Source organism: Xanthomonas sp. fls2-241-TYG-148 (assembly GCF_030208815.1).
GTDB lineage: Bacteria > Pseudomonadota > Gammaproteobacteria > Xanthomonadales > Xanthomonadaceae > Xanthomonas > Xanthomonas campestris.
On the sequence record NZ_JARVTE010000027.1, the window covers coordinates 20,986 to 43,338 of the forward strand.

Consider the following 22,353-nt stretch of genomic DNA (forward strand, 5'->3'; position numbering starts at 1 on the left):
TCGGTCAACACCCAGCTCGGCCTTTGGTCAGAACCACAGCACTGCACGACTAGCTTCTGCTGCATAGCCGGCAGGTTGCGTACCGAGCACTCACCCAGCTGCAAGGCGAGGACAGCAGCCAATGGCAATGGGGCACGCTGCACCGCAATGCCATTGCCCATCCACTAAGCGCCGCCGCCGGCGCGAACCGCGCCTTGCTGGATATCGGGCCTTTTGAAGGCGGCAGCCCGCACACCTCCAACCGGTCCGGTTACGACGCCAAGGATTTTCGACAGACCATCGGCCCTTCGGCGCGGCTGATTATCGACCTGGGCAACTGGGATCACTCGCGTGCGGTGAATTATCCGGGCCAGTCGGGCGATCCAAACAGCCCGCATTATCGCGACCTCGCCCCGATGTGGCTAAAGGGGTAGTACTTCCCGCTGCTCTACACCCGCGCCGACATTGATGCGGCGACCGAGCAGGTAGTCGACCTGATACCTGCTCGGCGATAAGCAAGTACCGGTTGGATGTCGCCAGAACGCGAGTGCCGCTGAGTCTTGATGCTATCGGCGCTTTCTGTTGAGCACGCTAGCCGCCGGGCGTTCACCCTCGGGGATCTAGCTGCCCCAGGGCATGTGGGAGCAGCCCTGGCCCAGGGGCGCGTCATACAGCTTCGCCAGAACGCGGTTGGCGCAGGCGCGTGCAGCGGTTTGGCACTTACGTCGTGCTTCGAAGGCTAGACCGTCAGAGAAGGGGTGAAGTGTGCCAGCGCCCGATTGCCTGACGTTAGGCAGCCATCGCCAAACGCATCGAATCAGGTCATCCCGTCACACCACGCCGCTCCAATACAGAATGCCAGCTAAAACCGCTGGCATTTTTTGCGCGTTCCCACTTCAGTCCGCCAATGCCACGCCGCTACCCATCTCGGTAGCCCGCTGGCAGGAGGCGAGGGCAGCATTGCTACGGCATCCACCAATCCACGCTATTCGTCGGAGCACGTTCTTGCAGCTCCACTCCTCACGCGCTACAGGCTCAAGGCTCACTCGATGAAACAGCTAAGTCTCTCTACCCAACTTGCATTGGGGTTCGGCACGGTGGTGCTGGTGCTATTGATCGTCGCGGCGGTTGGGCTACGTGGACAATCCGACTTGTCGGCCGCAGTGGCCATGAACGACCACACCTACCAAGTGATTGCGACCGGCCGCAGCATGTCCAATGCCTCGGTCAACATGGAGACGGGTGCGCGCGGTTTTCTGCTGTCTGGCAATGATGCAAACCTGAATCCTTATCGAAACGGCATGTTGGCCTTCGACAAGGAGTTCGCCCGGGCCAAATCCCTGACCTCCGACAACCCGATCCAGCAGGAACGTCTCAAGAACCTGCACGCGGCCTATGACGAATTCAAAGACCACGAAGACACGTTGATTGCACTGCGCAAAAGCAATGGGGAAATGTCCGAGGTGTTGACCCTGTTCAAGGCCGGCCATGAACGTGCGGCGATGGGCAAGATTCGTCAGCTGCTGGTCGATTTCGAAGGGCAAGAGAGCGGGTTATTGGTCAAGCGTAGCGCCGCGCTGGATGCCGCCAAGGTCCGCAGCCGCTGGTCGATGATCATCGGTAGTGGCATCGCTGTACTGGTTGCGTTGGTCAGCGGTTGGCTGATCCGGCGCCGCCTGATCAACCGGCTTGGCGTTGCTTCCAATGTTGCCGATGCCATCGCTGCCGGCAACTTGTCGATTGCCGTAGACAGCAGCGGCACCGATGAGACCGGGCGTCTTCTTGCCAGCATGAGCAAAATGCAGATGCAGCTGCAGAAGGTCTCGCAGGGACAGCTGGAGATGAAATGCAGGCATGACCAGGGCGAGCTGAATTACCGTGTGGATGAGGCCGCGTTTCCTGGCGATTACGCAACAATCGTCCGTGACAACAATGATCTTGCCGCCTCGCATGTCGCTGTAATGATGCGCCTGGCACAGATCATGGGCCGCTACGCAGTCGGCGATCTCAGCGAAGACATGGACAAGCTGCCCGGCGAAAAGGCTGTGCTTACCAACACCATGGCGCAGGTAAAAACCAACCTCGGCGCAATGAACCACGAGATCAAGCATCTAGCGCAGTCCGCCGCCAACGGCGACTTCAGCGCACGCGGCGATGCCGAGCGCTTCCAGTACGACTTCCGCGTAATGGTGGACAGCCTCAACACCTTGATGTCCACCGCCGATGGCAACCTGCAGTCGCTCTCCAGCCTGTTGCAGTCGATCGCCGCCGGCGACCTCACCGCACGCATGAGTGGCGAATTCCGCGGCGTGTTCGCACAGATGCGCGATGACGCCAATGCCACTGCCACACAGCTGGCCGAGATTGTCGGCAGCATCAAGACCTCGGCGGTGTCGATCAAGGGCGCGGCCAGCGAAATCGCGGCTGGCAACCAGGACCTGTCGCAGCGCACCGAACAGCAGGCCGCCAATCTGGAAGAAACCGCGGCCTCGATGGAAGAGCTCACCTCCACCGTCAAGCAGAATGCCGAAGGTGCGCGCCAGGCCAATCAGCTGGCCATCGGTGCGGCCAGCGTGGCTGCGCAAGGCGGCGACGTGGTTGCCAAGGTGGTCGAGACCATGACCGGCATTGAAGCCTCGTCGAAGAAGATTGCCGACATCATCTCAGTCATCGACGGCATTGCCTTCCAGACCAACATCCTGGCCTTGAACGCTGCGGTGGAAGCGGCGCGTGCGGGTGAGCAAGGCCGCGGTTTCGCCGTGGTCGCATCGGAAGTGCGCACGCTTGCACAGCGCTCCTCGGGCGCCGCCAAGGAAATCAAGGACCTCATCGACGATTCGGTGCAGCGCGTGGCCCAGGGCTCCACACTGGTGCACACTGCCGGCAAGACCATGGGCGAAGTGGTGGCCAGCGTGCAGCGCGTCACCGACATCATGGGCGAAATCTCCGCGGCTTCGCAGGAGCAGTCGGCCGGCATTGAGCAAGTGAACCAGACCATCACCCAGATGGACGAGACCACCCAACAGAACGCCGCGCTGGTGGAAGAAGCCACTGCCGCTGCACGCTCGCTGGAAGACCAGGCGGTGCAGCTCACCGAAGCGGTGGCCGTGTTCAAGACAGACAATCGGGTGGTGGCCGCGCCGGTTCGGCATGTGCCAAGCCCAGCGATAAACCCCGCAATTAAGGCGAAAGTGGCAGCTGCCGGCCGTACGCCGGCGCCCAAGCCACGCGCCGTCGTCACCACTGCCAGCAACGAAGGCAGCTGGCAGGAATTCTAGGGCCGTCGAACCGCACGCGGTGAGCAGGCAACACACAGCCTGCTTTCCGCTGCACGGTGCTCTTCGTTCCATCGGGGAGCGCTGTGGACTTCGGCCTTGGCTAGTTGCCGAATAAACCAGCGTAGGCGGAAAGGCCCCACGGAAGCATCCACTCCTGCGGCAACGTCGGTCTATGGTCGTCGATCCATGGCCGAGTGTCGGAGGATTCAGGTGGTGCCGGCATAATGCGACGCTAGTGTTCTTGCACGCAGCTCAGCGACGCCACGGACGTTGGCCAACTGCGCTTGGCACGTACTCGCACTGTGTCCATGCATCGCATCAGATGGATGTAAACATGTCGATCCCGGAACAACCCATCACTGCGGCGCTACCGGCAGACGTACGTATTGTGGAGGTCGTGCTTGTCGATCAGCCAAGCTCATCGAGCGCATTAACTGAGGGCAGTGCACTTGGCTCGTGCCCTGCCAGCAGATGCCTCGCTTACATCGCCGATGGAAGCAGGCGTAGCACTCTGCACTTCGGCATCAGTGACTGACAAACGCCTCGATGTTCTGCACGAGATTGCGGCAGGTGTAGGGTTTGCTCAGGAAGCTCGTGCGCGGCGGCAAGCCCTTCGGTGACGATCCCAGGCCCGAGGTCAATATAGCCGGGAGGTTATTGCCGTCGGCCCGGAGGTAGGCAATGAGTCCATACCCATCCAGGAGACCGGGCATCTGAAGGTCGGTGAACAGCAACGCGATTGCAGGGTGCGCATCGATTAGCTCGAGTGCTTCTTGCGCATCAGCAGCGGCGACAACGCCGTAGCCCTTGTCTACCAACAGCAGCATGGCGATCTCGCGCAAGCCGGCATCATCGTCGACCACAAGGATCAACCGTTCGATTGGAGCGGGCATGAGGCAGGACTTCTTCAGATCGACTCGCAACAATACGTCGCGCAAATGAAGGCTGCGTGATCTACTGGTAAGCTATGAACGCAATGCAAGACTTTCCTGACCATCGTTATCGGCAAATGGTCGAGCTATCGCTGGATTCCATCAAGGAAATTTCGCTCGATGGCCGCGTGGTATTCGTCAACTCGCACGGCTTGGCCAGGGTCGCGGCGCGCAATGCGGACGCCGTCATCGGCAAACAGTGGGCATCGCTGTGGCCGGAAGAATTCAGGCCCAGGATCGAAGAGGCACTCGCTGCGGCGGCGCGTGGCGAATCGCAGCGGTTTGAAGCCGAATGCACTACCGACGATGGCCACCGGCACTTTTGGCTGGTGTCGACAAACCCGCTACGTGCTGCAGACGGCCATGTCGAGGCGGTGCTGGCGGTCAATCGCGATATCACCGAGCGGCGCCAATCGCAGCAGGCGCTGCGCACGCTCAATGACAGCTTGCGCACCCAGCCCGAGCTGCTGGGCCCGCAAAGCGAGCTTGCAGACGCGATTGACCAGGAACTGCAAAGCTATAGAAATGCCTCGGCGCCGGAGATCGAAGGTGAGCTCGACATCGCACGCGCTGCGCAGCGTCTGGCCGAAGCGGTCGCCGAGCGTGCGCAGGAAGGAGAGGCCGTCGGCCAGCTCCTGGCCGGCGTCGTGCATGACCTGAACAACGTGCTGCAAACGGCCGGCGCGGCCATCGAGATGGTGCAGACACGCGCCTCGGTCATCGGCCAGGACAAACAGCTTCTCGGGATGGCACAGAGCGCGCTGCAGAAAGGCTCGATCATGGCGCAGCGCCTGTTGGGGTTTGCGCGCCACCATCCGTATGCCCCCGAGTGCATAGACCTGGGCGACCTGGCAGAACGCCTGATGCCGCTACTGCAACAGGCGGCGGGAAGTACCGTTGCGGTCGAATTACATCAAGAAGCGTCACAGCGGTTCGTCCTGGCCGATGCACACTCGTTGGAGCGCGCTCTCTTGAACCTGGTGATCAACGCACGCGACGCCTGCGCGGAAAGCGGCCACATTCGCATCACCTTGGGCAACCAGACGACGAGCGATGCCACCGACGCCGACGATCGTGCGGCAGGCGAATACGTCACGCTTGCCGTGCAGGACAATGGCAAAGGCATTGCACCTGACGTGCGTGACCGGCTGTTCGATGCGTACTTCACCACCAAGCCGGTAGGCAAGGGCACCGGACTGGGATTGGCCCAGGTTGACGGTGCGGTTCGGCAAGCCGGTGGATTCATCGATGTCGATTCCGAGCCGGGCCATGGCGCTCGTTTCATCCTGGGCTTCCCCGCGGCGGATACGCAGTGCCTTGCCGCCGACGCCGCGAAACAGCGCGGCCAACAACCTGGCTAACCGTCGCAATCGCAAGCGATGGTGCAAAGCGCACGAAGTGCTCGCGGGCAAGGCGCCCACGCCTGGCAGGAAATGACGGACCAGCGACATTGCTGACAGCGCTGGCGAGCCGAAGAATCGCCGCTCATTCACCGACCTTGGCCGCCGCAGCTTCACAATCGCGACCGACACCACCGTGGCCCAGTTCGACGCCGCGCGGCCGGAAGGCGCGGACTATGTGATCGTGCCCGCGCAGGCCGCAAAACCCGCCTCCTCGCACGGCTGAGACAGCAGGCGGGGCAGGGCGCGACCAAGCGTGAGGTCGATGCCCGCGGTAACGCCGGCGGATGACCACACACGCCCATGGGCGCCCGGCATGATCTCCAGCAAAACGAAGCCAACGTGCTCATAGAGCACTTGCATAGGCAGGCTGGTTTCCAGCACAACGTGCCAAAGACCGGGTCTGAGGAATAGCTGCGAGGCGCGCCAGAAGCAGCTGTGTCCCAAGGCCCCGGTGCGTGCCACCATGCCCGGCACAAGCTTGCCGTAGTGCCATCCTCGTGCACGTAATAGGCGGCGCAGGCGCCACTGACACGATCGTGTTCAATGACCTGCTAGTGCCATTCGGCAGCATGGCACAGAAGGAATTGGGAGACGTCGGTGCGTGCGTCCGCGCAAAAGAATGCAGAAACATTGCTGTCAAAGATGGCAAAGCATGCGGTGAATCATGCTGATGACAGAGCCTGATGAACTCGATTCCTCCAGGCAGATGGACGAATATGCGAAGAGGAAATCGCTTGCCGAGATCGCACAGCTCTTGCAGACCGGCTGATCTGCCCCGTGCAACGGTACTGCAAGCGAGTGCCTCTGGCGCCTGACCCAATGTCAGCCACTGTCCTGAAGCCTTCACATGTCACCTGACGCCAGCGCGCATGATCCTGGCTCTAGCGGCGCTCACGCCGCACAGGTCCTGTCTCCATGCTTCCACCACGGAAGGCTTCTGCGTTTTCTCTCTGGTGGCAGTCGATTATCCAACCAGCAGCACCACTAACACAGTCGGCGCGTAATGCTGGAATTCCCAGCGCAGCCCTGCTCGGCGATGAACAAATGGAGGGGCTGGCACGTGCGCTGGCAACCTCGCATGTGCTCTACACGGGGCCGGCACGAGAGTTGCTGCTATCGGCGCTCAAACGCAATCAGCGGGCGCTTGGCAGTGCAGCAGCGCAGCTGAGCCAGATGGTTGCTGAGGGGGTGCGCATGCATCCTGCCGGGGAGTGGTTGCTGGACAACTATTATCTGGTTGAAGAGCACATGCGCCTGGCGCGACTGCATCTTCCGCCAGGCTACAGCCGACAACTGCCGCGTCTGCAGACGCCAACCTCGACTGGCCTGCCGCGTGTCTACGAGCTGGGGCTGCAGGTTGTTGCGCATGGCGATGGCCGTGTGGACGCAATTACGCTGAGTCGCTTCATCACCGCCTATCAGCAGGTCGCGCCGCTCAAACTTGGCGAGCTATGGGCGGTTCCAATCGTGCTCCGGCTGGCCTTGATCGACAACGTGCGCCGCATCGCCGACGACATCATGCACGATGGACGCGATACCCATCTGGCCACGCAGTGGGCAGCGTTGCTCAACGCCACCGCTGCAGCGCAGCCCAAGGATGTCGTGGCCGTCGTGGCCGACATGGCACGCTCGCAGCCGCCCGCCACCGGCGCATTCGTGGCTGAGCTCACGCGTGGTATCCAAGGCCGCGGCCCCGTGTTGTCGATGGCCAGTGCATGGGTGGAGCAATGGTTGGCCAGCGAAGGCCACAGCGTGGAGGGCTTGGTGCATGCCGAGAGCCAGCGCCAAGCCGCCGAGCAGGTGGCGATCAGCAACAGCATCGGAAGCCTGCGTTTTCTGGATGAGATGGATTGGCGCGAATTCGTCGAGAGCATGAGTTTGGTCGAGCAGACCTTGCGCAAGGATCCCGCCGACGTCTACGCGCGCATGGATTTCCAGACCCGGGATGCCTACCGCCACGTAGTGGAATCGCTGGCGCAACGCATGCCCGGCGACGAGACGGAAGTGGCACAGGTCGCGTTACAGCTGGCGATGCAGGCCGACGACCGGAGCTCGGTCGCCGCACATGTGGGCTATTTCTTGGTGGATGCGGGGCTGCCCACGTTGCGTGCAGCACTGCGCGCGCCACATGCGCCTGCGCAAGCGCTGCCGATCTCGCACCGGCCGCAGGCACGCAGGGTGCCGCTGCCAATCTATCTGGTGCCGATTGCACTGATCTCGCTGCTGTGGGCCGGCCTCCTGATGCGATGGCTGCCGGAATTACGGCCGGCTGTGTGGTGGTCTGTCGGCGCCCTTGCAGTGCTGGCCGCCAGCGAGCTGGGGATCGCGCTGGTCAACTGGGTGGCAACGCTGTGGGTGCGTCCGCATCCATTGCCTCGCATGGAATTGCGCCTGGGCATTCCGCCGGACTGCCGCACGCTGGTGGTGATGCCCAGCATGCTGGCAAACGCGGAGGCGATCGATGAGCTGGCTGCCGCGCTTGAGGTGCACGCGCTGGCCAATCGCGATGCACAGCTCTACTTCGCCTTGCTCACCGATTTCCTGGATGCGCCAGAGGCCTCGCTGCCGGCCGACGCATCGTTGCTAGCGCGCGCGGCGCAGCACATCGAGCGGCTCAACGAACGCTACGCCGATGTGCACGGCGACCGATTTTTCCTCTTGCACCGGGCACGCCAGTGGAACGCAGGCGAGCGCTGCTGGATGGGCGCAGAGCGAAAGCGCGGCAAGCTGGAAGCCCTCAACCGGCTGCTATGTGCCGAGGACGTGGCTCTGCAAGCTGCCACCGAGTTCTTGCAGGTGCAGGGCGATGTCACCGCATTGGTGCACGTGCGCTATGTGATCACCTTGGACAGTGACACCCAGTTGCCCAGGGATGCTGCCCGTGCGCTCGTGGGTGCCATGTCGCATCCACTGAACGTACCGCGCCTGGACGCGACCGGCCAACGCGTTGAAGCCGGCTACGGCATTTTGCAGCCTGGCCTTGGCACCGGTATGAGCGAAGGGGGCGAGTCGCGGTTTGCACGCATGTTCGGCATCGAACCAGGCATCGATCCCTACACACGTGTGGTGTCGGATGTGTATCAGGACCTGTTTGGCGAAGGCTCGTTCATCGGCAAGGGGATTTACGCGGTGGCGACCTTCGAACAGGTCCTGGCCGGTCGCTTCCCCGACAACCGCGTGTTGAGCCACGACCTGCTGGAAGGCTGTTACGTGCGTGCCGGCCTGCTCAGCGATGTGCGCCTCTACGAGCGCCACCCACAGCGCTACGCCACGGATGCCAAACGCCGTGCGCGCTGGGTGCGCGGCGATTGGCAATTACTGCCGTGGCTGCTGCCATGGGTGCCTGACCGCGACGGCCGACATGCGCGTAATCCGCTGTCGTGGCTATCGCGTGGCAAGTTGCTGGACAACCTGCGCCGCAGTCTGGTGGCACCGGCCGCCTTCGCCCTGTTGTTGACCGGTTGGTTGGCATCGCCGACACCCGTGCGCTGGACGCTCTGGTTGCTGCTGTTATGGCTCTTGCCAGGGCTGTGTTCGGCGGCGTATGCGCTGGCCCATCCCCCCGAAGGATTGGCATGGCACCACCATGCGCGCCAGGTGGCGGTGGGGCTGCGTCAATCGATGCTGCGCATTGGCGTGGTGCTTGCCTGCCTGCCATTCGAAGCCGGACTGCAGCTGGCAGCCATCGCGCGATCGCTGGTGCGCATGGTAATGACCCACCGCCATCTGTTGCAGTGGGCGCCGTCCAGCGAGGTGGAACGTGGTGCGCGCAGTGGCGACGCAGAGCATCGGGTCATGGCAGGCGCCGCCTGCACCGCGGCGCTGGTCGTTGCAGCGGTGGCCTGGTTGGCTCCGTGGGCGTTGTGGGCCGCGTTGCCGCTGGGGCTGAGCTGGATGGCAGCGCCTTGGTTGATGGCGTGGCTGGGCGAACGTCCCGCCGCGCCGGTGGCACAACTTTCGCAGGAACAGCGGGTGTTTCTTGGCGGATTGGCAAGGCGCACCTGGGCATTCTTCGAAACCCATTGCACGGCGCAGCATCACTGGCTGCCGCCGGACAACGTGCAGGAGTATCCGGAGACCGTGGTGGCCAATCGCACCTCGCCGACCAATATCGGCCTGGGTCTGCTCGCTAACCTGGCCGCCTACGACCTGGGCTATCTGACCATGGGCGGGGTGATCACGCGGGTGACCGACACGCTGACCACGTTAGCAGGGTTGCCGCGTCATCGCGGGCATTTCTACAACTGGTATGACACCGAAACTCTGGCGCCGCTGTCGCCACGCTACGTGTCCACCGTGGACAGCGGCAACCTTGCCGGGCATCTGCTGACCCTGCGCCAGGGCCTGCTGGCGCTGGCAGATGCGCCGCTGCTGCACTCGGCGCTCTTCGATGGGCTGTCTGACACCGTTGCCGTGCTGGCCGAGCAGCCGCATGGTGATGATGCCGCTCTGGCTGCAATGACCCAGGCACTGGATGGGGTGCGTGAGCTACCGGTGCCGACGGTAGTGCAAGCCAAAGCGACATTGCAGCTGCTGCTGGCGCAAGGCCAACTGATGCGGGCAGCACGCCAGGGTCGCGGCAGCGAGGCGCCCGATCCTTGGCTGCAGCGTTTAATGGACACCTGTGAGGCGGTGCTGGCCGAGCTGAGCCATTGCACCTCTGCAGAGGCCGATCCCGAGACAGATGCGCCGGTAGCGCACAACAGCCATGTCGCAACGCTGCGGCAGCTGGCCGCAACCGATGGTGCGCCCAGCACGCAGCGCTGGGCCTCTACACGTCTGCAGGAACTGGAGCAGCTGGCGCAGGTCGCAGGCCGCTTGGCGGAGATGGACTACGACTTCCTTTATCGCCCCGCGCAGCAGTTGTTGTCGATCGGCTACAACGTCGACGAGCGCCGCCTGGATGCGGGGAATTACGATCTGCTCGCTTCGGAAGCGCGTCTGGGAATCTTCGTAGCGATTGCGCAAGGCAGGTTGCCGCAGGAGAGCTGGTTCGCCCTCGGGCGCACACTGACCGATACCGGCGGCGAGCCGACGCTGCTGTCGTGGAGCGGCTCGATGTTTGAGTATCTGATGCCTGATCTGGTGATGCCAAGTTACCCGCAGACGCTGTTGCATCGCTCGATGCGCGGCGCAGTGCAGGCACAGATCCGGTATGGCGTGACGCGTAATGTGCCCTGGGGCGTGTCCGAATCCGGCTACAACACGGTGGATACGCAGCGCAATTACCAATACCGCGCCTTTGGAGTCCCTGGGCTCGGACTCAAGCGCGGCCTGGGCGAGGATCTGGTGATCGCGCCTTACGCCAGTGCAATGGCGTTGATGGTCGAACCGGATGCGGCGTGTCGCAATCTGCAGCGGCTGCATGGGTTGGGATTTGGCGGGCAATTCGGTCTCTACGAAGCGATTGATTACACGCCGGCGCGCGTCCCGCGTGGCACCCAGCATGCGGTGGTGCGCTCTTTCATGTCGCACCATCAGGGGATGGCGCTGCTGGCGCTCGACCAGGTGCTGCGTGATGCGCCCATGCAGGCCCGCTTCATGGCCGACCCACAATGCCAGGCAACGGCATTACTGCTGCAGGAGCGCGCGCCGCGCGCCGGTGTCTACCTCCAGGGATTGACCGACGCCGAAGATCGACCAGTGCCCAGCGAGGCAGGGATGGCGTTGCGTATCTATCGCGACCCGGAACTGCCGCAGCCAGCGCTGCAGCTGCTCTCCAATGGGCGTTATCACGGAATGCTGACCTCCGCCGGCGGTGGCTACAGCCGCGCGCGCGACATGGCCGTCACACGCTGGCGCGAGGACGGTACCCGCGATCACTGGGGTACGTTCTGCTATCTGCGCGATGTGGACAGCGGCGCTACATGGTCGGCCGCACATCAGCCGACCTGCGTTCCGGTGGAGCGCTACGAGGCGATCTTTTCGGATGCAAAGGCCGAGTTCAAAGGCAGCCACCAGGGCTATGAGAGCCATCTGGAAATCGCCATCTCCGCGGAAGACGATGTGGAGCTGCGGCGACTGCGCATCCGCAACCGGTCACGGCAGACGCGGATCATCGAAATCACCACCTACGCCGAAGTGGTGTTGGCACCGGCCGCCTCCGACGAAGCGCATCCGGCGTTCAGCAACTTGTTCGTGCAGACCGAAATCCTGGCCGACAAGCAGGCACTGCTGTGCACACGGCGCCCGCGTGGACATGACGAAGCGCAGCCGTGGATGTTGCATTTGGTTGCCGTCCATGATGCGGATGTGGCGTCGATCTCCTACGAGACCGACCGCGCCGCGTTCGTCGGCCGTGGCCGTAGCACCCGCAATCCAGTGGCATTGAGCGGGCAGGGCATCTTGTCCGGCGCCGCAGGTTCGGTGCTTGATCCCATTGTGGCTATCCGTTGCCGCATCGCGTTGGCGCCAGATCAGCAGGCGCAGGTGGACATGGTCTACGGCGTTGGCACCCAGCGCGAGGCGTGCAGCGCACTGATCGACAAATACCGTGACCGCCGCCTGGCTGACCGCGTGTTCGATCTGGCACTGACACAGAGCCAGGTCACGCGCCGACAGATCAACGCCTCGCTGGAAGACGCGATGCTTTACGAACGGCTTGCCGCGCGCGTGCTCTTCGTCGACCCGCAATTGCGCGCCGATAGCGAGGTCTTGCTGCATAACCATCGAGGACAATCGGCGCTGTGGAGTCATGCCATTTCCGGCGACCTGCCGATCGTCCTGTTGCGCATCGCCGACCCGGACAATGTGGCGTTGGTGCAGCAGCTCGTACAGGCACATGCGTATTGGCGACTCAAGGGGCTACGCGCGGATCTGGTGATCTGGAACGAAAGCCAGTCCGGTTACCGGCAACAGCTACAGGACACCATTCTGGGGCTGATCGCCGCCGATCCGGAAGCCAATGTGCTTGACCGCCCAGGCGGCATTTTCGTGCGTGCCATCGAACACATTTCGCAGGAAGACCGGATCCTGCTGCAAACCGTGGCGCGCGCAATCCTCAGCGACGCCAACGGCACGCTTGCCGCACAGTTGGAGCGCCTCGCCGGCCGGCGCGCGCAGCCGCCGCTGCTGGAACGCCTGCCGCAGCAGGACGATCTCACCGATCAGCCTAGCGCGTCGGTGCTGGACGTTGCAGTCGCGCAGGCTGAGGCAGGCCAACTGCTGTTCGACAACGGCCTTGGTGCGTTTGCCGCCGATGGTCGCGAATACTGCATCACCCTGGACGAGGGCACGACCACGCCGGCGCCGTGGTGCAACGTCATGGCCAATGCGCAATTCGGCACCGTGGTCAGCGATAGCAGCGCCGGCTATACCTGGGCCGAGAATGCGCATGAGTTCCGGCTGACGCCCTGGCATAACGACCCGGTCGGCGACACCTGTGGCGAAGCGTTCTACCTGCGCGATGAAGAGACCGGCCAGGTGTGGTCGCCGATGGCGTTGCCGTGCCGCGGCAGCGGGCGTTATACAGTGCGCCACGGCTTCGGCTACAGCGTCTATAGCCATACCGAACATGGCATTGCCAGCGAGCTCTGGGTGTTCGTCGATGTAGAGCAGCCCATCAAGTTCAGCCATCTACGGCTGAAGAACCTCTCCGGCCGCGCGCGTCGGCTTAGCGTGACCGGCTATGTGGAATGGGTACTCGGTGACATCCGCACGCGCTCGCAGCTGCACGTGGTGAGTGAGGTGGATTTGGCAACCAGCGTGCTCACTGCACGCAACCCATACAACACCGAGTTCGACGGCCGCGTCGCCTTCTTCGATGCCGATGCACCCAGCCGCAGTATCAGCGCCGACCGCAGCGAGTTCCTGGGCCGCAATGGCGACATGCAGGCGCCGGCCGCGCTGTCCCGACAGCGGCTATCCGGGCGGGTCGGCGCAGGACTGGACCCATGTGCGGCGATCCAGATCCCGGTGACGCTGGAGGCCGGACAGAGCATGGAGACGGTGTTCCGCCTGGGCGCGGCCAGCAGCCGCGACGCGGCGCTGGACGTGGCACGGCGCAGTCGTGGCGTGGCCACCGCACACGCGGCGTTGCTTGCCGTGCGCACGCATTGGGAGCAGGTGCTGGGCACCGTCCAGGTGACCACACCCGACCCGGCAGTGGACCTATTGGCCAACGGCTGGCTGCTCTATCAGACCATTGCCTGCCGGTTCCTGGCGCGCAGCGGTTATTACCAATCCGGAGGCGCTTACGGGTTTCGCGACCAGTTACAGGACAGCATGGCGATGGTGCACGCGCAGCCAGAGCTCAGCCGCGCGCACCTGCTGCGCAGCGCCGCGCGCCAGTTTCCGCAAGGCGATGTCCAGCATTGGTGGCATCCGCCACAGAACCGTGGCGTGCGCACACAGTGTTCGGACGACTTCATGTGGTTACCGCAAGCCATTTGCCGCTACCTGGACACCACCGCTGACAGCAGCGTGCTCGATGAGCTGGTCGGCTTTATTGACGGGCGTGCACTCAAGGCCGACGAAGAGTCTTATTACGACCTGCCTGCTGTGACGGGCGCGCTGCAGTCGCTCTATGCGCATGGCGTGCTCGCACTGCAACGCGGCATGGCACATCTGGGCGAGCGTGGTTTGCCGTTGATCGGCAGCGGCGATTGGAACGACGGCATGAATCGCGTCGGCAAGGAAGGGAAGGGCGAAAGCGTGTGGCTGGGGTTCTTCCTCTACGACACATTGCTGCGTTTTTCTGCCGTGGCGGTGCAACACGGCGACCACGCCTTTGGCGCTACCTGCCAAGCACACGCGCAGACCCTGCGTATTGCGCTGGAGCGGCATGCCTGGGACGGGCAATGGTACCGGCGCGCCTGGTTCGACGACGGCACGCCGTTGGGGTCGCATACGTCTGACGAGTGCCGCATCGATTCGCTGTCGCAAAGCTGGTCGGTGTTATCCGGCGCGATGGATCCGGCACGCAGTGCGCAGGCCATGGATGCAATGCACCAGCAACTGGTCGATGCGGACGCAGGCGTCGTCAAGCTGTTGATGCCGCCTTTCGATCGCACCGGGCACGACCCCGGTTACATCCGCGGCTACGTGCCGGGCGTGCGCGAAAACGGGGGTCAATACACCCATGCGGCGGTCTGGGCGGCGATGGCCTTTGCGCACCTCGGCGATAGCGCCCGGGCCTGGCAGCTCGCCGGGCTGATCAACCCCATTCACCATGCGCTGGATGCGCAGGCAGTGCAGCGCTACAAAGCCGAACCTTACGTGCTGGCCGCCGACGTCTACGCGGTGGCCCCGCATACCGGTCGCGGCGGCTGGAGCTGGTATACCGGCGCAGCGGGCTGGATGTATCGGTTACTGACCGAATCGCTGCTCGGTCTGCAGCGGCGCGGCACGCGTCTCCAGATCACACCGTGCATTCCGGCCGCATGGCCGGGCTACCAGCTGCGTTATCGGTTCGGCACGAGCACCTATGTCATCGACGTCACCCAGCGTAAAGGCGGAGATGCCAGGCTGGAGGTGGATGGAATACCCCAGGCAGCGCTTGCTTTCACCCTGATCGATGACGGCGCGGTCCACGCTGTCGCTCTGGAGTGGCCGGGAGACGCGACATGAGCATCCGCACCAATACCGATCACCAGCTGTCCGACCTAGGCAAAATGCTGGCCGTATGGCCACAGCGGGTGCGCGACCCCAGCCAGTTCTGGCCGCAATTTGATGCGCTGGCGCAACGCATTCTCGATAGTGCCGCCCAAGCCGATGTAGGCCGCGTGCGGCGCGAGTTGCAACGCTTATTGCACCGCAACGGGCTGAGCCGTGCGCGATGGACATTTTCAACGACTAGTTCCAAAGGACCGCAACGCATCTGGACGAGGGCGCTGCTGGTTACGGAGTGAGTGGGTACGATTAGCCTGTGTTATCGCGGGTTGGGTCCGCTGCATCGGCCGAAAATTGCCCAATCTGGGATCGGACTGAGTTTGGCCTACCGTGATCGCGGCGTTGTCCCCGACGTATCATGCGACGGGCACAGGGCCAATACCGAGGAAGGAACCATGGAGAGCATGCCGGTTTGGGGATGGACGGTGGTTCTGCTGACGGTCGTGATCGCAGCCATCGTCGTCGGCCTGATCATGTGGCAGACCTTGGCGAAGGCGCGGGATCTGCAGGCAAGGATTGACGCGCTGTCCGGGGAAGCTGCGCGCTTGCCCGACGCTATCGAGCGAAGCGGGCGGGCTGAGAAGCAGGTCGGCGAACTGACGGAATCGATCAGGGCGGCGACGGCGAGGGAAGCCGCGCTCGGCGCACAGCTTGAAGAAGCCAGGTTATCCGTGGAGAAGCTGACCGGCACAGTTGCCGAGCGCGACCGGGTACTGACCTAGGTGCGCGAGACCCTCGAAGCCTTGCAGCGGACCACGGCAACGACGACGGCCAATCTCGTTGCAAAATTGGCCGAAGCCGACCAACTTCGCCTTGAGCGTAACGGTGCGCGGGAGAGCCTTGAGCAGACGCGCCAGGCCCTGGAGGAGTTGCAACGGTCGGCAGCGGTTATCGACGCTAATCTCACCAGCCAAACCACAGAAACCAACGAGCTTCGCCGTGAACGGAGCGACCTTCGTCAAAGCCTCGACGACGCCAACGTCGCCCTACGAGATCTGAGAGCCGAGCACGCAACCGCTGTGGCCGTTCGAGATGCGGCGCTCGAAGCGGTTGAGCAAACCAAAGCGTTTCTCGCCACGGCCGAAACCCAGATGCGCACCGCTTTTACCGAAGCGGCGAGCCGCGTCTTTGATGAGAAGTCTGTCGTTCTCGACCAGCGGATCAAAGCAAGTGCGGACGCATCGAAGGAGGGGCTCGAAACGACCCTCAAGCCATTTGCAGAGAAGGTCGCCACTTTCCAGGCAAAGGTGGAACAACTCGGGTCGGAACAGGCCAGGGAGCATGCCACCCTCGTCGGAACCATCGGCGAGTTGAAAGGCCTGAACCAGAACATGGCGACCGCGACCGAGGCCCTAACCCGTGCACTCAAAGGCAACTCGAAAACCCGGGGTGACTGGGGTGAACTCATCCTCGATACGGTGCTTAAAGCGTCGGGGCTAGTAGAGGGGAGCAACTACATCTCGCAGGGACACGGTGTGGATGAAGACAGTGGCCAGCGCGTGCGACCGGACGTGGTGGTGACCTTGCCAGACAAGCGGAAGATTGTGGTCGATTCCAAAGTCAACCTCATTGCCTGGAGCGATGCGCAAAATGCCGATTCCTTTGAGGATCAGCAGGAAGCCTTGGTACGCCATACGGCCGCACTCCGAGCCCATGTGCGTGATCTCGCGGACAAGAACTACCCCCGCGCCATGGGCCCCGAGACTCTGGACCTGACAGTCCTTTTTGTACCCATCGAGGGTGCGTTGTCGTCAGCGTTGTCGATCAGTCCAGACTTGCAGACCGAAGCTTTCAACAAGCGCGTGGTGTTTGCATCCCCGAACACCCTGATGGCTATGCTCCGTGTCGTTGAGCGGCTGTGGACACGCGACAAGCTACAGCAGCAGATCAGCACCATCGGCGAAGAGGCGGCAAAGCTGCTGGACTCGCTTACCGGGTTTATCGAAGACTTTGAGTCTATAGATGAACGCCTGAAGAAGGCAGGAGATGCTTACAACAAGGCGAAGAATCGACTTAATGATTCCCCCCAGTCCGTGGTTGCTCGCGCCCGCCGGTTGGTCGGAGCGGGAGCTAAGGGGAAGAAGGCGCTGCACGAATCGCTGAAACCGCTTCCTGGTGAGGAAGAGTCGCCACTTTCACTCGAGGGCGACACTAACGCGTTATTGGCCACAGTTCCCTAGCACCCGTGGATATCGAACAATCAAAAGTACACGTCCGAGAATGCCGTCAGTGATGCCGTTAAGCGGGTAACCGGCAAATCACCCAAGGGATACGGGCTATCGAATGCTGCACCCGCTGCGCTGCATGACGCGCGGGGTGGACGGGCGCGCCGTGCAAATAGCGCCACCTAACCGATGATGAGCTCGCGGTTGAGGTTGCCGGCGACCAAAGACCAGATGCCTGGGCTCTTGAAAAACGGGTACCAAGCCGGCGGCGCGATGAACGACACGTCCCGGCCCTTGGTCCGGATGGGGACGACCGTGCCAGCAAGGTCTGCTTCGGCCGCGCACGCCTGCAAGGACACGAATTAAAAAAACTGACAACAACAGTTGATAGGTCGCCAGCACGCACAGGGGCGTCAACATCGCACTTCGCATAATGTATATTATGTCAGAGTATCGGTAGCTCACCTTTGGTGTGGCTGTCGGCTTGTCAGTTCTGATACAGATGGCTGTACACACCAACACATACTCAGTGACACGCAGATAGCCAGGCGTGACCGCCCAGCATTCGCTGCGGCGGCCTCCTCGCCTATGCATGTCAGCGGCTGTTTATCGTACGGGTGTGCTGAGCAGCTGCTGCTCCCACAGGTACGCAATACCGCTACCGGCAACATGCTGTTTTAGAACTTCGGTCAGTTCCGCCACGTGTTCGGTGCGTGCCCAGTCGCGTTGCCATTCGGACGCCAACGCCAGCCAGGTCATCATGTTCGCGCCGGCCGCGATCATGCGCTGGATAGCGACCTCATGCGCTTCAATTGACATCGAGCCGGACGCATCGGTGATGACGGTCACATCCCAGCCTTCGCCCAGCGCTTGAATCGTCGGCATGGCCACACAGACATCAGTCCATAGACCAGCGATGATAAGTTGCTTGCGGCCGGTTGCCTTGACGGCATCCACCACCTTGCGATCTTCCCAGGTGTTGATGAAAGTGCGGTCGATCACTTCCTGGCCCGGAAACACATCGGTGATCTGTGGAAACAGCAAGCCTCCTCGATCAGCGATCACACTGGTCAAAATGGTTGGCACGCCAAACGCTTTGGCGGCCTTTGCAAGACCCGTCGCATTGTTGACCAGCATATGTGGATCATGACTATTGAGGTTCGCAAGTTGGTACGGCTGGTGATCGATGAGAACCAGAACCGAATCTTCTGGGCGAAGCAGCGACGCAAGACCGTTACGGAAAGTCATGAAAACATCCTGTTGTTGAGTTGGTTTGCAGGCATGCAGATCGAACTGCTGCCTACCGCAAAACCATGTCATTGCCTCGTCCGTTGCGGTAGCGCCGTCTCGTGCAAAACTACGTCGCCAGATCAGCAACGCAGGAATCCAGTTTCCTGTGTCAGGCTGTAGCGGAATCGGAGATGCACGATTGGATATCGAAGACCTGCGCACCTTTGTGGAAGTCGCCGATGCCGGTGGCGTATCTTCCGCCGCTCGCCGGCTGGGCGTTTCCAAGTCGATCGTCAGCCGGCGGCTGGTGCGACTGGAGTCGGAATTGGGCGTGCAATTGTTAGCGCGCACGACGCGCGGCGCGGCACTCACCGAAGCCGGCAGCACGTTTCGTGGACATGCAGCCAATGCCTGTGCGGAGATCGACGCGGCCAAAGAAGCCATTCTGTCCGGCGAGGATTTGCGTGGCCGTCTGCGGATCACCGCGCCACTGACCTTTGGCCCGACACATTTTGCGCCGGTGCTTGCAGAACTGGCGCGATTGCATCCACGCCTCAACGTGCACACCTCTTACAGCGATCACTTCGTCGACATCGTCGGAGAGGGATTCGACTGCGCAATCCGTGTTGGCTACCTACCCGACTCCACGCTTGTTGCCCGATGCGTCGGCCCGATCTACGGAACGCTTGTTGCAAGCCCAGGCTATATCAGCACGCATGGCTCACCTGAGACGCCGCTAGAGCTCGCCAACCACGAGGCGCTGATGCAGGGAGCCGAACCCTGGCACTTCCTGCAGGGCGGTCAGGTGGTCACCGTGCATCCACGCGGAAGCTTCAAAGCGGACAACGGCGCTGCGCTGATCGCCGCCGCTGTCGCGGGACTTGGCGTTGCATGGCTACCCGATCACCTCACCCATGATTACGTGGCATCCGGCGCGCTTGTCCCAGTGATGACACGCTATCCTCCACCGCCGGCCGGCATCTATGTTGTTCGCCCACCCGGCCCACATCCATCGCTCAAAGTCAGAGTGTTGACCGAGCTGTTGATCAAGTGCTTTGATCAGAAAATGCTGAAGACAGCTGAGTAACGCAACTGTATCTACGGCGTTGCGGTTATTCCCATCTCACGTCCCTGGCCATACGACGGGGCATGACTCCACCGAGCCGCCTAATCAATGCCCAATGGCGATTTCGCGCAACCACTCGTAGCGGCAAGCACCTTGGCAGCAGTCCGCGAATCGGCAATGCATCGATTGATTCCCTGACAGACAACTCACCCAATGCCGCATTCCATCAGGCCGGCGTCGTAATACGTGACCGTCTACACGCTCACTCCCCGGCACGGCGCAGCGCCCCATTGTCTTCCTGCAACTCCCGCTTGAACGGCACGTCCGGTGGCGGCCTTGCGGTGGCTGGCTGATCGTTGAGATTCGGGTCGCTCAGGCCGCAGCCGCCGCCGAATTGCAGCAACGACACCACGCAGCTGATCTTGGTCGTGGTGCCGGGAATGGGAATTTCGATCTTCTTCAATCCGCGCCGCACCCATTCCTGCAGCAGCGTCTGGTTCGGCATCCAATACTTGTCCAGCGACGTCGGCGTGTAACCGTAGGGCGGCCGCTTAAGCCAGGTGCCGCCTTGCGCAATCTGGTCACGCGTCCAGGTGTCGGTGTCACTGCCAGGCGGGCCGCGATCGCCAGCGCCATTGCCGGCCTCGCCACCGGCGGCAACCCGTACGCTGCCGTCGTTGTTGAACATGCCGTCGCGTTTGCCATCGGCGCCGGTTGCCTGCCCGGGACGGTCGCGGGTCGATTTGCTCCAGTCGTCCGCGTTGGCCGCCACATCCCATCCACCACTGCGATCAACTGGTTTCGGGCCGGCACCGCTGGTGGCCGCCGGCTTGCTGGATGCAGCGGCCGCTGACGCCGGTTTCGCAGATTGCGCAGCCGTCTGTTGGTTGGTCTGGTTGGCGGGTGACGGCGCGCTGGAAGGTGTCGGCGCCGCAGGCGATATGGGGGCCGCCGCAGCCGAAGGCGTCTGCACGACTGTCGGTTGCGCAGGGGGTGTCTGCGCCGGCGTCGGCTGTGGCGCCGGGTCCGGCACGTTCGGCAGCTCCGCAGCACGCACCGCCAGCTCGGGCATGCGAACCGTGGGAACTACCTCACGTGCACGGACGGTGGGCGCGGTGACCCTAGCCTGCTCGGGCACGACGATCTCGCGCTCGCGCACGGTGGGGGCCGCGGCAGCGCGCACGGCAATGGCCGTAGTCGGTCGCTGCAGTTCGCGCACCTGTGGCCGCTCGGTCACCGTCTGGATCTCGCGCTGGCGTACCTGTGGTGCAGCCGGCTCGATCGGGCGTGGCGCCACAGTGATGGAGGGCGGCGGCGGGACGACGAAATCCGTGGTCGGCACCGGTGTTTCAGTCACCTGCAGCGGCGACTCCAGCGTGACCTGCGGCACCTGCACACGGACCTGCGGGATATCGGGCGTACTGGGTTCCGCCGCAGCGGCCACACCAGGTTCGGGCGCAACGTCCGGCACGTCGGCTGCCGGCTCCACCGGCTCGGCCACTGTGGATGCGGCGCTTGCCGGCGACGCTGCTGCTGACGATGCGGCTGCCGCAGATGCCGCAGATGCCGCCGCTTGCTGAGCGCCAGATGCCGCTGTGGCTGGCGCAGCGTCCGCCACCGGCTCGCCTTCGCCGCCGCCCTGCTCTGCGGCGCCCTCTCCTACATAGGTCAGGCGCACCCGGGCCTCGTCGCCCTGTTTGGTGTCGTCCGGGGCCCAGCGCACGCTGACCACCCACAGCAACAAGGCGATAAATCCAAGGTGGATCAGCGCACTGCCGAGTACCGCCCCCCAGTGCAGCGGGCGCTCGTCGCGTGGACGCGGGTCCCAGTGTTGCCACCACAGGCTGCGGAATGCTTGGAACGGACTCAGTCTTCCCGCCATACCGTCGCGAGGTCGCGGCGCAGGACGCGCCAACAGCGCGTCCGTCAGTTGGTCGTCATCAAACCGTGCTGGCGTACCCAGCCGCCCCCGCATCCAGATGCCCCAGCCATAGGGCAACCCGGTCCGCCGATCCAGAATGAGCTTGCCCGGCATGCGCGCCAACAGCGCCTGCAGGAGATCGGCAGCGGTTGTCACCGGTGGTGCGGAATCAGGCCGCGCTGTCGCGCGGAATGTACGGCGCGTCGCCGGTGGCGTGATCGGTCGCGTCGCGCACGGCAATCACGCCGGGCACGCGCCCCATCAAGGTCTTCTCGATGCCCTGCTTCAAGGTGACATCGGCCATGCCGCAGCCGTGGCAGCCGCCGCCGAAGCGCAGCAACACCACGCCCTCGGCCGAGACTTCCTGCACCGCGACGCGCCCGCCATGCGAGGCTAGCTGCGGGTTGATCTCGTTCTCTACCACCCAGCGCACGCGTTCCACCATCGACGCCGACTCGGCCGGTGCCTCGCCCTTGATCTTGGGCGCCTTGATGGTGAGCTGCTGGTTTCCGGTGGACTGGGTGACGTAGTCGATCTCGGCGCCGTCCATCCACGGCACGCTGGCGGCCACCACATACAAGGTGAATCCATCGCAATCGATGGCCCATTCGTCGCCGGACAAGTCAGCCGGCTCGGCGAACTCGAGTTTGGCGTCTGCACGCGGGGTGCCCGCGTCCACCGCGCTCAGGCGCACGCCCATGCCGGGCACACCCTCGCGCTCGATGAGCTTGCGGAAATAGGTCTGGGCTTTGTCGGATATCTGGATCATG

Annotated in this window: 12 protein-coding genes and 1 pseudogene; 8 read left to right on the forward strand and 5 right to left on the reverse strand. The window is 63.1% G+C overall.

All coding sequences use genetic code 11. From position 1 onward, the window contains the following. Positions 1–47: 47 nt before the first annotated feature. Together QRM60_RS20440 and QRM60_RS20445 are read left to right on the forward strand one after the other, a co-directional pair. A pseudogene (locus tag QRM60_RS20440) lies at positions 48–494 on the forward strand (penicillin acylase family protein); the annotation flags it as partial. Between the two features lie 654 nt (positions 495–1,148). Next, the gene (locus tag QRM60_RS20445) at positions 1,149–3,257 is read left to right on the forward strand and encodes a methyl-accepting chemotaxis protein (protein WP_285446945.1); all 2,109 of its coding nucleotides are present in this window, start codon (positions 1,149–1,151) and stop codon (positions 3,255–3,257) included. Between the two features lie 524 nt (positions 3,258–3,781). Here the strand turns inward: QRM60_RS20445 and QRM60_RS20450 are convergent. Next, positions 3,782–4,150: a response regulator gene (locus QRM60_RS20450; protein ID WP_042596147.1), complete on the reverse strand. Its 369-nt coding sequence runs from the start codon at positions 4,148–4,150 to the stop codon at positions 3,782–3,784. Between the two features lie 74 nt (positions 4,151–4,224). Here QRM60_RS20450 and QRM60_RS20455 point away from each other — a divergent pair, with 74 nt between their 5' ends. Further along, positions 4,225–5,550: a PAS domain-containing sensor histidine kinase gene (locus tag QRM60_RS20455; RefSeq protein ID WP_285446934.1), complete on the forward strand. Its 1,326-nt coding sequence runs from the start codon at positions 4,225–4,227 to the stop codon at positions 5,548–5,550. A gap of 213 nt (positions 5,551–5,763) precedes the next feature. On the opposite strand, the gene QRM60_RS20460 is transcribed toward QRM60_RS20455, so the two are convergent. Continuing rightward, positions 5,764–5,952, reverse strand: a complete 189-nt coding sequence (locus QRM60_RS20460) for a hypothetical protein (protein WP_161962697.1) — start codon at positions 5,950–5,952, stop codon at positions 5,764–5,766. A 684-nt stretch (positions 5,953–6,636) separates the two neighbouring features. Between QRM60_RS20460 and QRM60_RS20465 the strand changes: the two genes are divergently transcribed. The 4 genes from QRM60_RS20465 (at position 6,637) to rmuC (ending at position 17,381) form a co-directional block, all read left to right on the forward strand. Continuing rightward, on the forward strand, positions 6,637–15,159 hold the full coding sequence (locus tag QRM60_RS20465) for a glucoamylase family protein (protein ID WP_285446935.1): 8,523 nt from the start codon (positions 6,637–6,639) through the stop codon (positions 15,157–15,159). After that, entirely contained in the window at positions 15,156–15,440 is a 285-nt protein-coding gene (locus tag QRM60_RS20470) for a hypothetical protein (protein ID WP_285446936.1), read from the forward strand. The genes QRM60_RS20465 and QRM60_RS20470 overlap by 4 nt, the downstream gene beginning before the upstream one ends. A 156-nt stretch (positions 15,441–15,596) precedes the next feature. Continuing rightward, complete coding sequence (locus QRM60_RS20475; protein WP_285446937.1) at positions 15,597–15,923, forward strand: hypothetical protein; 327 nt, start codon at positions 15,597–15,599, stop codon at positions 15,921–15,923. Beyond that, positions 15,924–17,381: a DNA recombination protein RmuC gene (rmuC, locus tag QRM60_RS20480; RefSeq protein ID WP_285446938.1), complete on the forward strand. Its 1,458-nt coding sequence runs from the start codon at positions 15,924–15,926 to the stop codon at positions 17,379–17,381. Positions 17,382–17,972: 591 nt separating this feature from the next. Here the strand turns inward: rmuC and QRM60_RS20485 are convergent. Continuing rightward, positions 17,973–18,614, reverse strand: coding sequence for a hydrolase (locus QRM60_RS20485; RefSeq protein WP_042595974.1), 642 nt, complete (start codon positions 18,612–18,614; stop codon positions 17,973–17,975). 181 nt (positions 18,615–18,795) lie between these two features. Between QRM60_RS20485 and QRM60_RS20490 the strand changes: the two genes are divergently transcribed. Further along, positions 18,796–19,683: a LysR family transcriptional regulator gene (locus QRM60_RS20490; RefSeq protein WP_285446939.1), complete on the forward strand. Its 888-nt coding sequence runs from the start codon at positions 18,796–18,798 to the stop codon at positions 19,681–19,683. Between the two features lie 241 nt (positions 19,684–19,924). Here QRM60_RS20490 and QRM60_RS20495 read toward each other — a convergent pair whose 3' ends face one another. After that, complete coding sequence (locus QRM60_RS20495; protein ID WP_285446940.1) at positions 19,925–21,739, reverse strand: transmembrane repetitive protein; 1,815 nt, start codon at positions 21,737–21,739, stop codon at positions 19,925–19,927. A gap of 13 nt (positions 21,740–21,752) precedes the next feature. After that, positions 21,753–22,352: an NfuA family Fe-S biogenesis protein gene (locus QRM60_RS20500; protein WP_014507816.1), complete on the reverse strand. Its 600-nt coding sequence runs from the start codon at positions 22,350–22,352 to the stop codon at positions 21,753–21,755. Position 22,353: the final 1 nt, after the last annotated feature.

Coding starts and splice junctions, on each gene's coding strand:
- QRM60_RS20485 (WP_042595974.1), bottom strand. CDS start 18,614: ATGACTTTCCGTAACGGTCTTGCGTCGCTGCTTCGCCCAGAAGATTCG.
- QRM60_RS20470 (WP_285446936.1), top strand. CDS start 15,156: ATGAGCATCCGCACCAATACCGATCACCAGCTGTCCGACCTAGGCAAA.
- QRM60_RS20460 (WP_161962697.1), bottom strand. CDS start 5,952: ATGCAAGTGCTCTATGAGCACGTTGGCTTCGTTTTGCTGGAGATCATG.
- QRM60_RS20500 (WP_014507816.1), bottom strand. CDS start 22,352: ATGATCCAGATATCCGACAAAGCCCAGACCTATTTCCGCAAGCTCATC.
- QRM60_RS20465 (WP_285446935.1), top strand. CDS start 6,637: ATGGAGGGGCTGGCACGTGCGCTGGCAACCTCGCATGTGCTCTACACG.
- QRM60_RS20445 (WP_285446945.1), top strand. CDS start 1,149: ATGAACGACCACACCTACCAAGTGATTGCGACCGGCCGCAGCATGTCC.
- QRM60_RS20475 (WP_285446937.1), top strand. CDS start 15,597: ATGGAGAGCATGCCGGTTTGGGGATGGACGGTGGTTCTGCTGACGGTC.
- QRM60_RS20450 (WP_042596147.1), bottom strand. CDS start 4,150: ATGCCCGCTCCAATCGAACGGTTGATCCTTGTGGTCGACGATGATGCC.
- QRM60_RS20455 (WP_285446934.1), top strand. CDS start 4,225: ATGAACGCAATGCAAGACTTTCCTGACCATCGTTATCGGCAAATGGTC.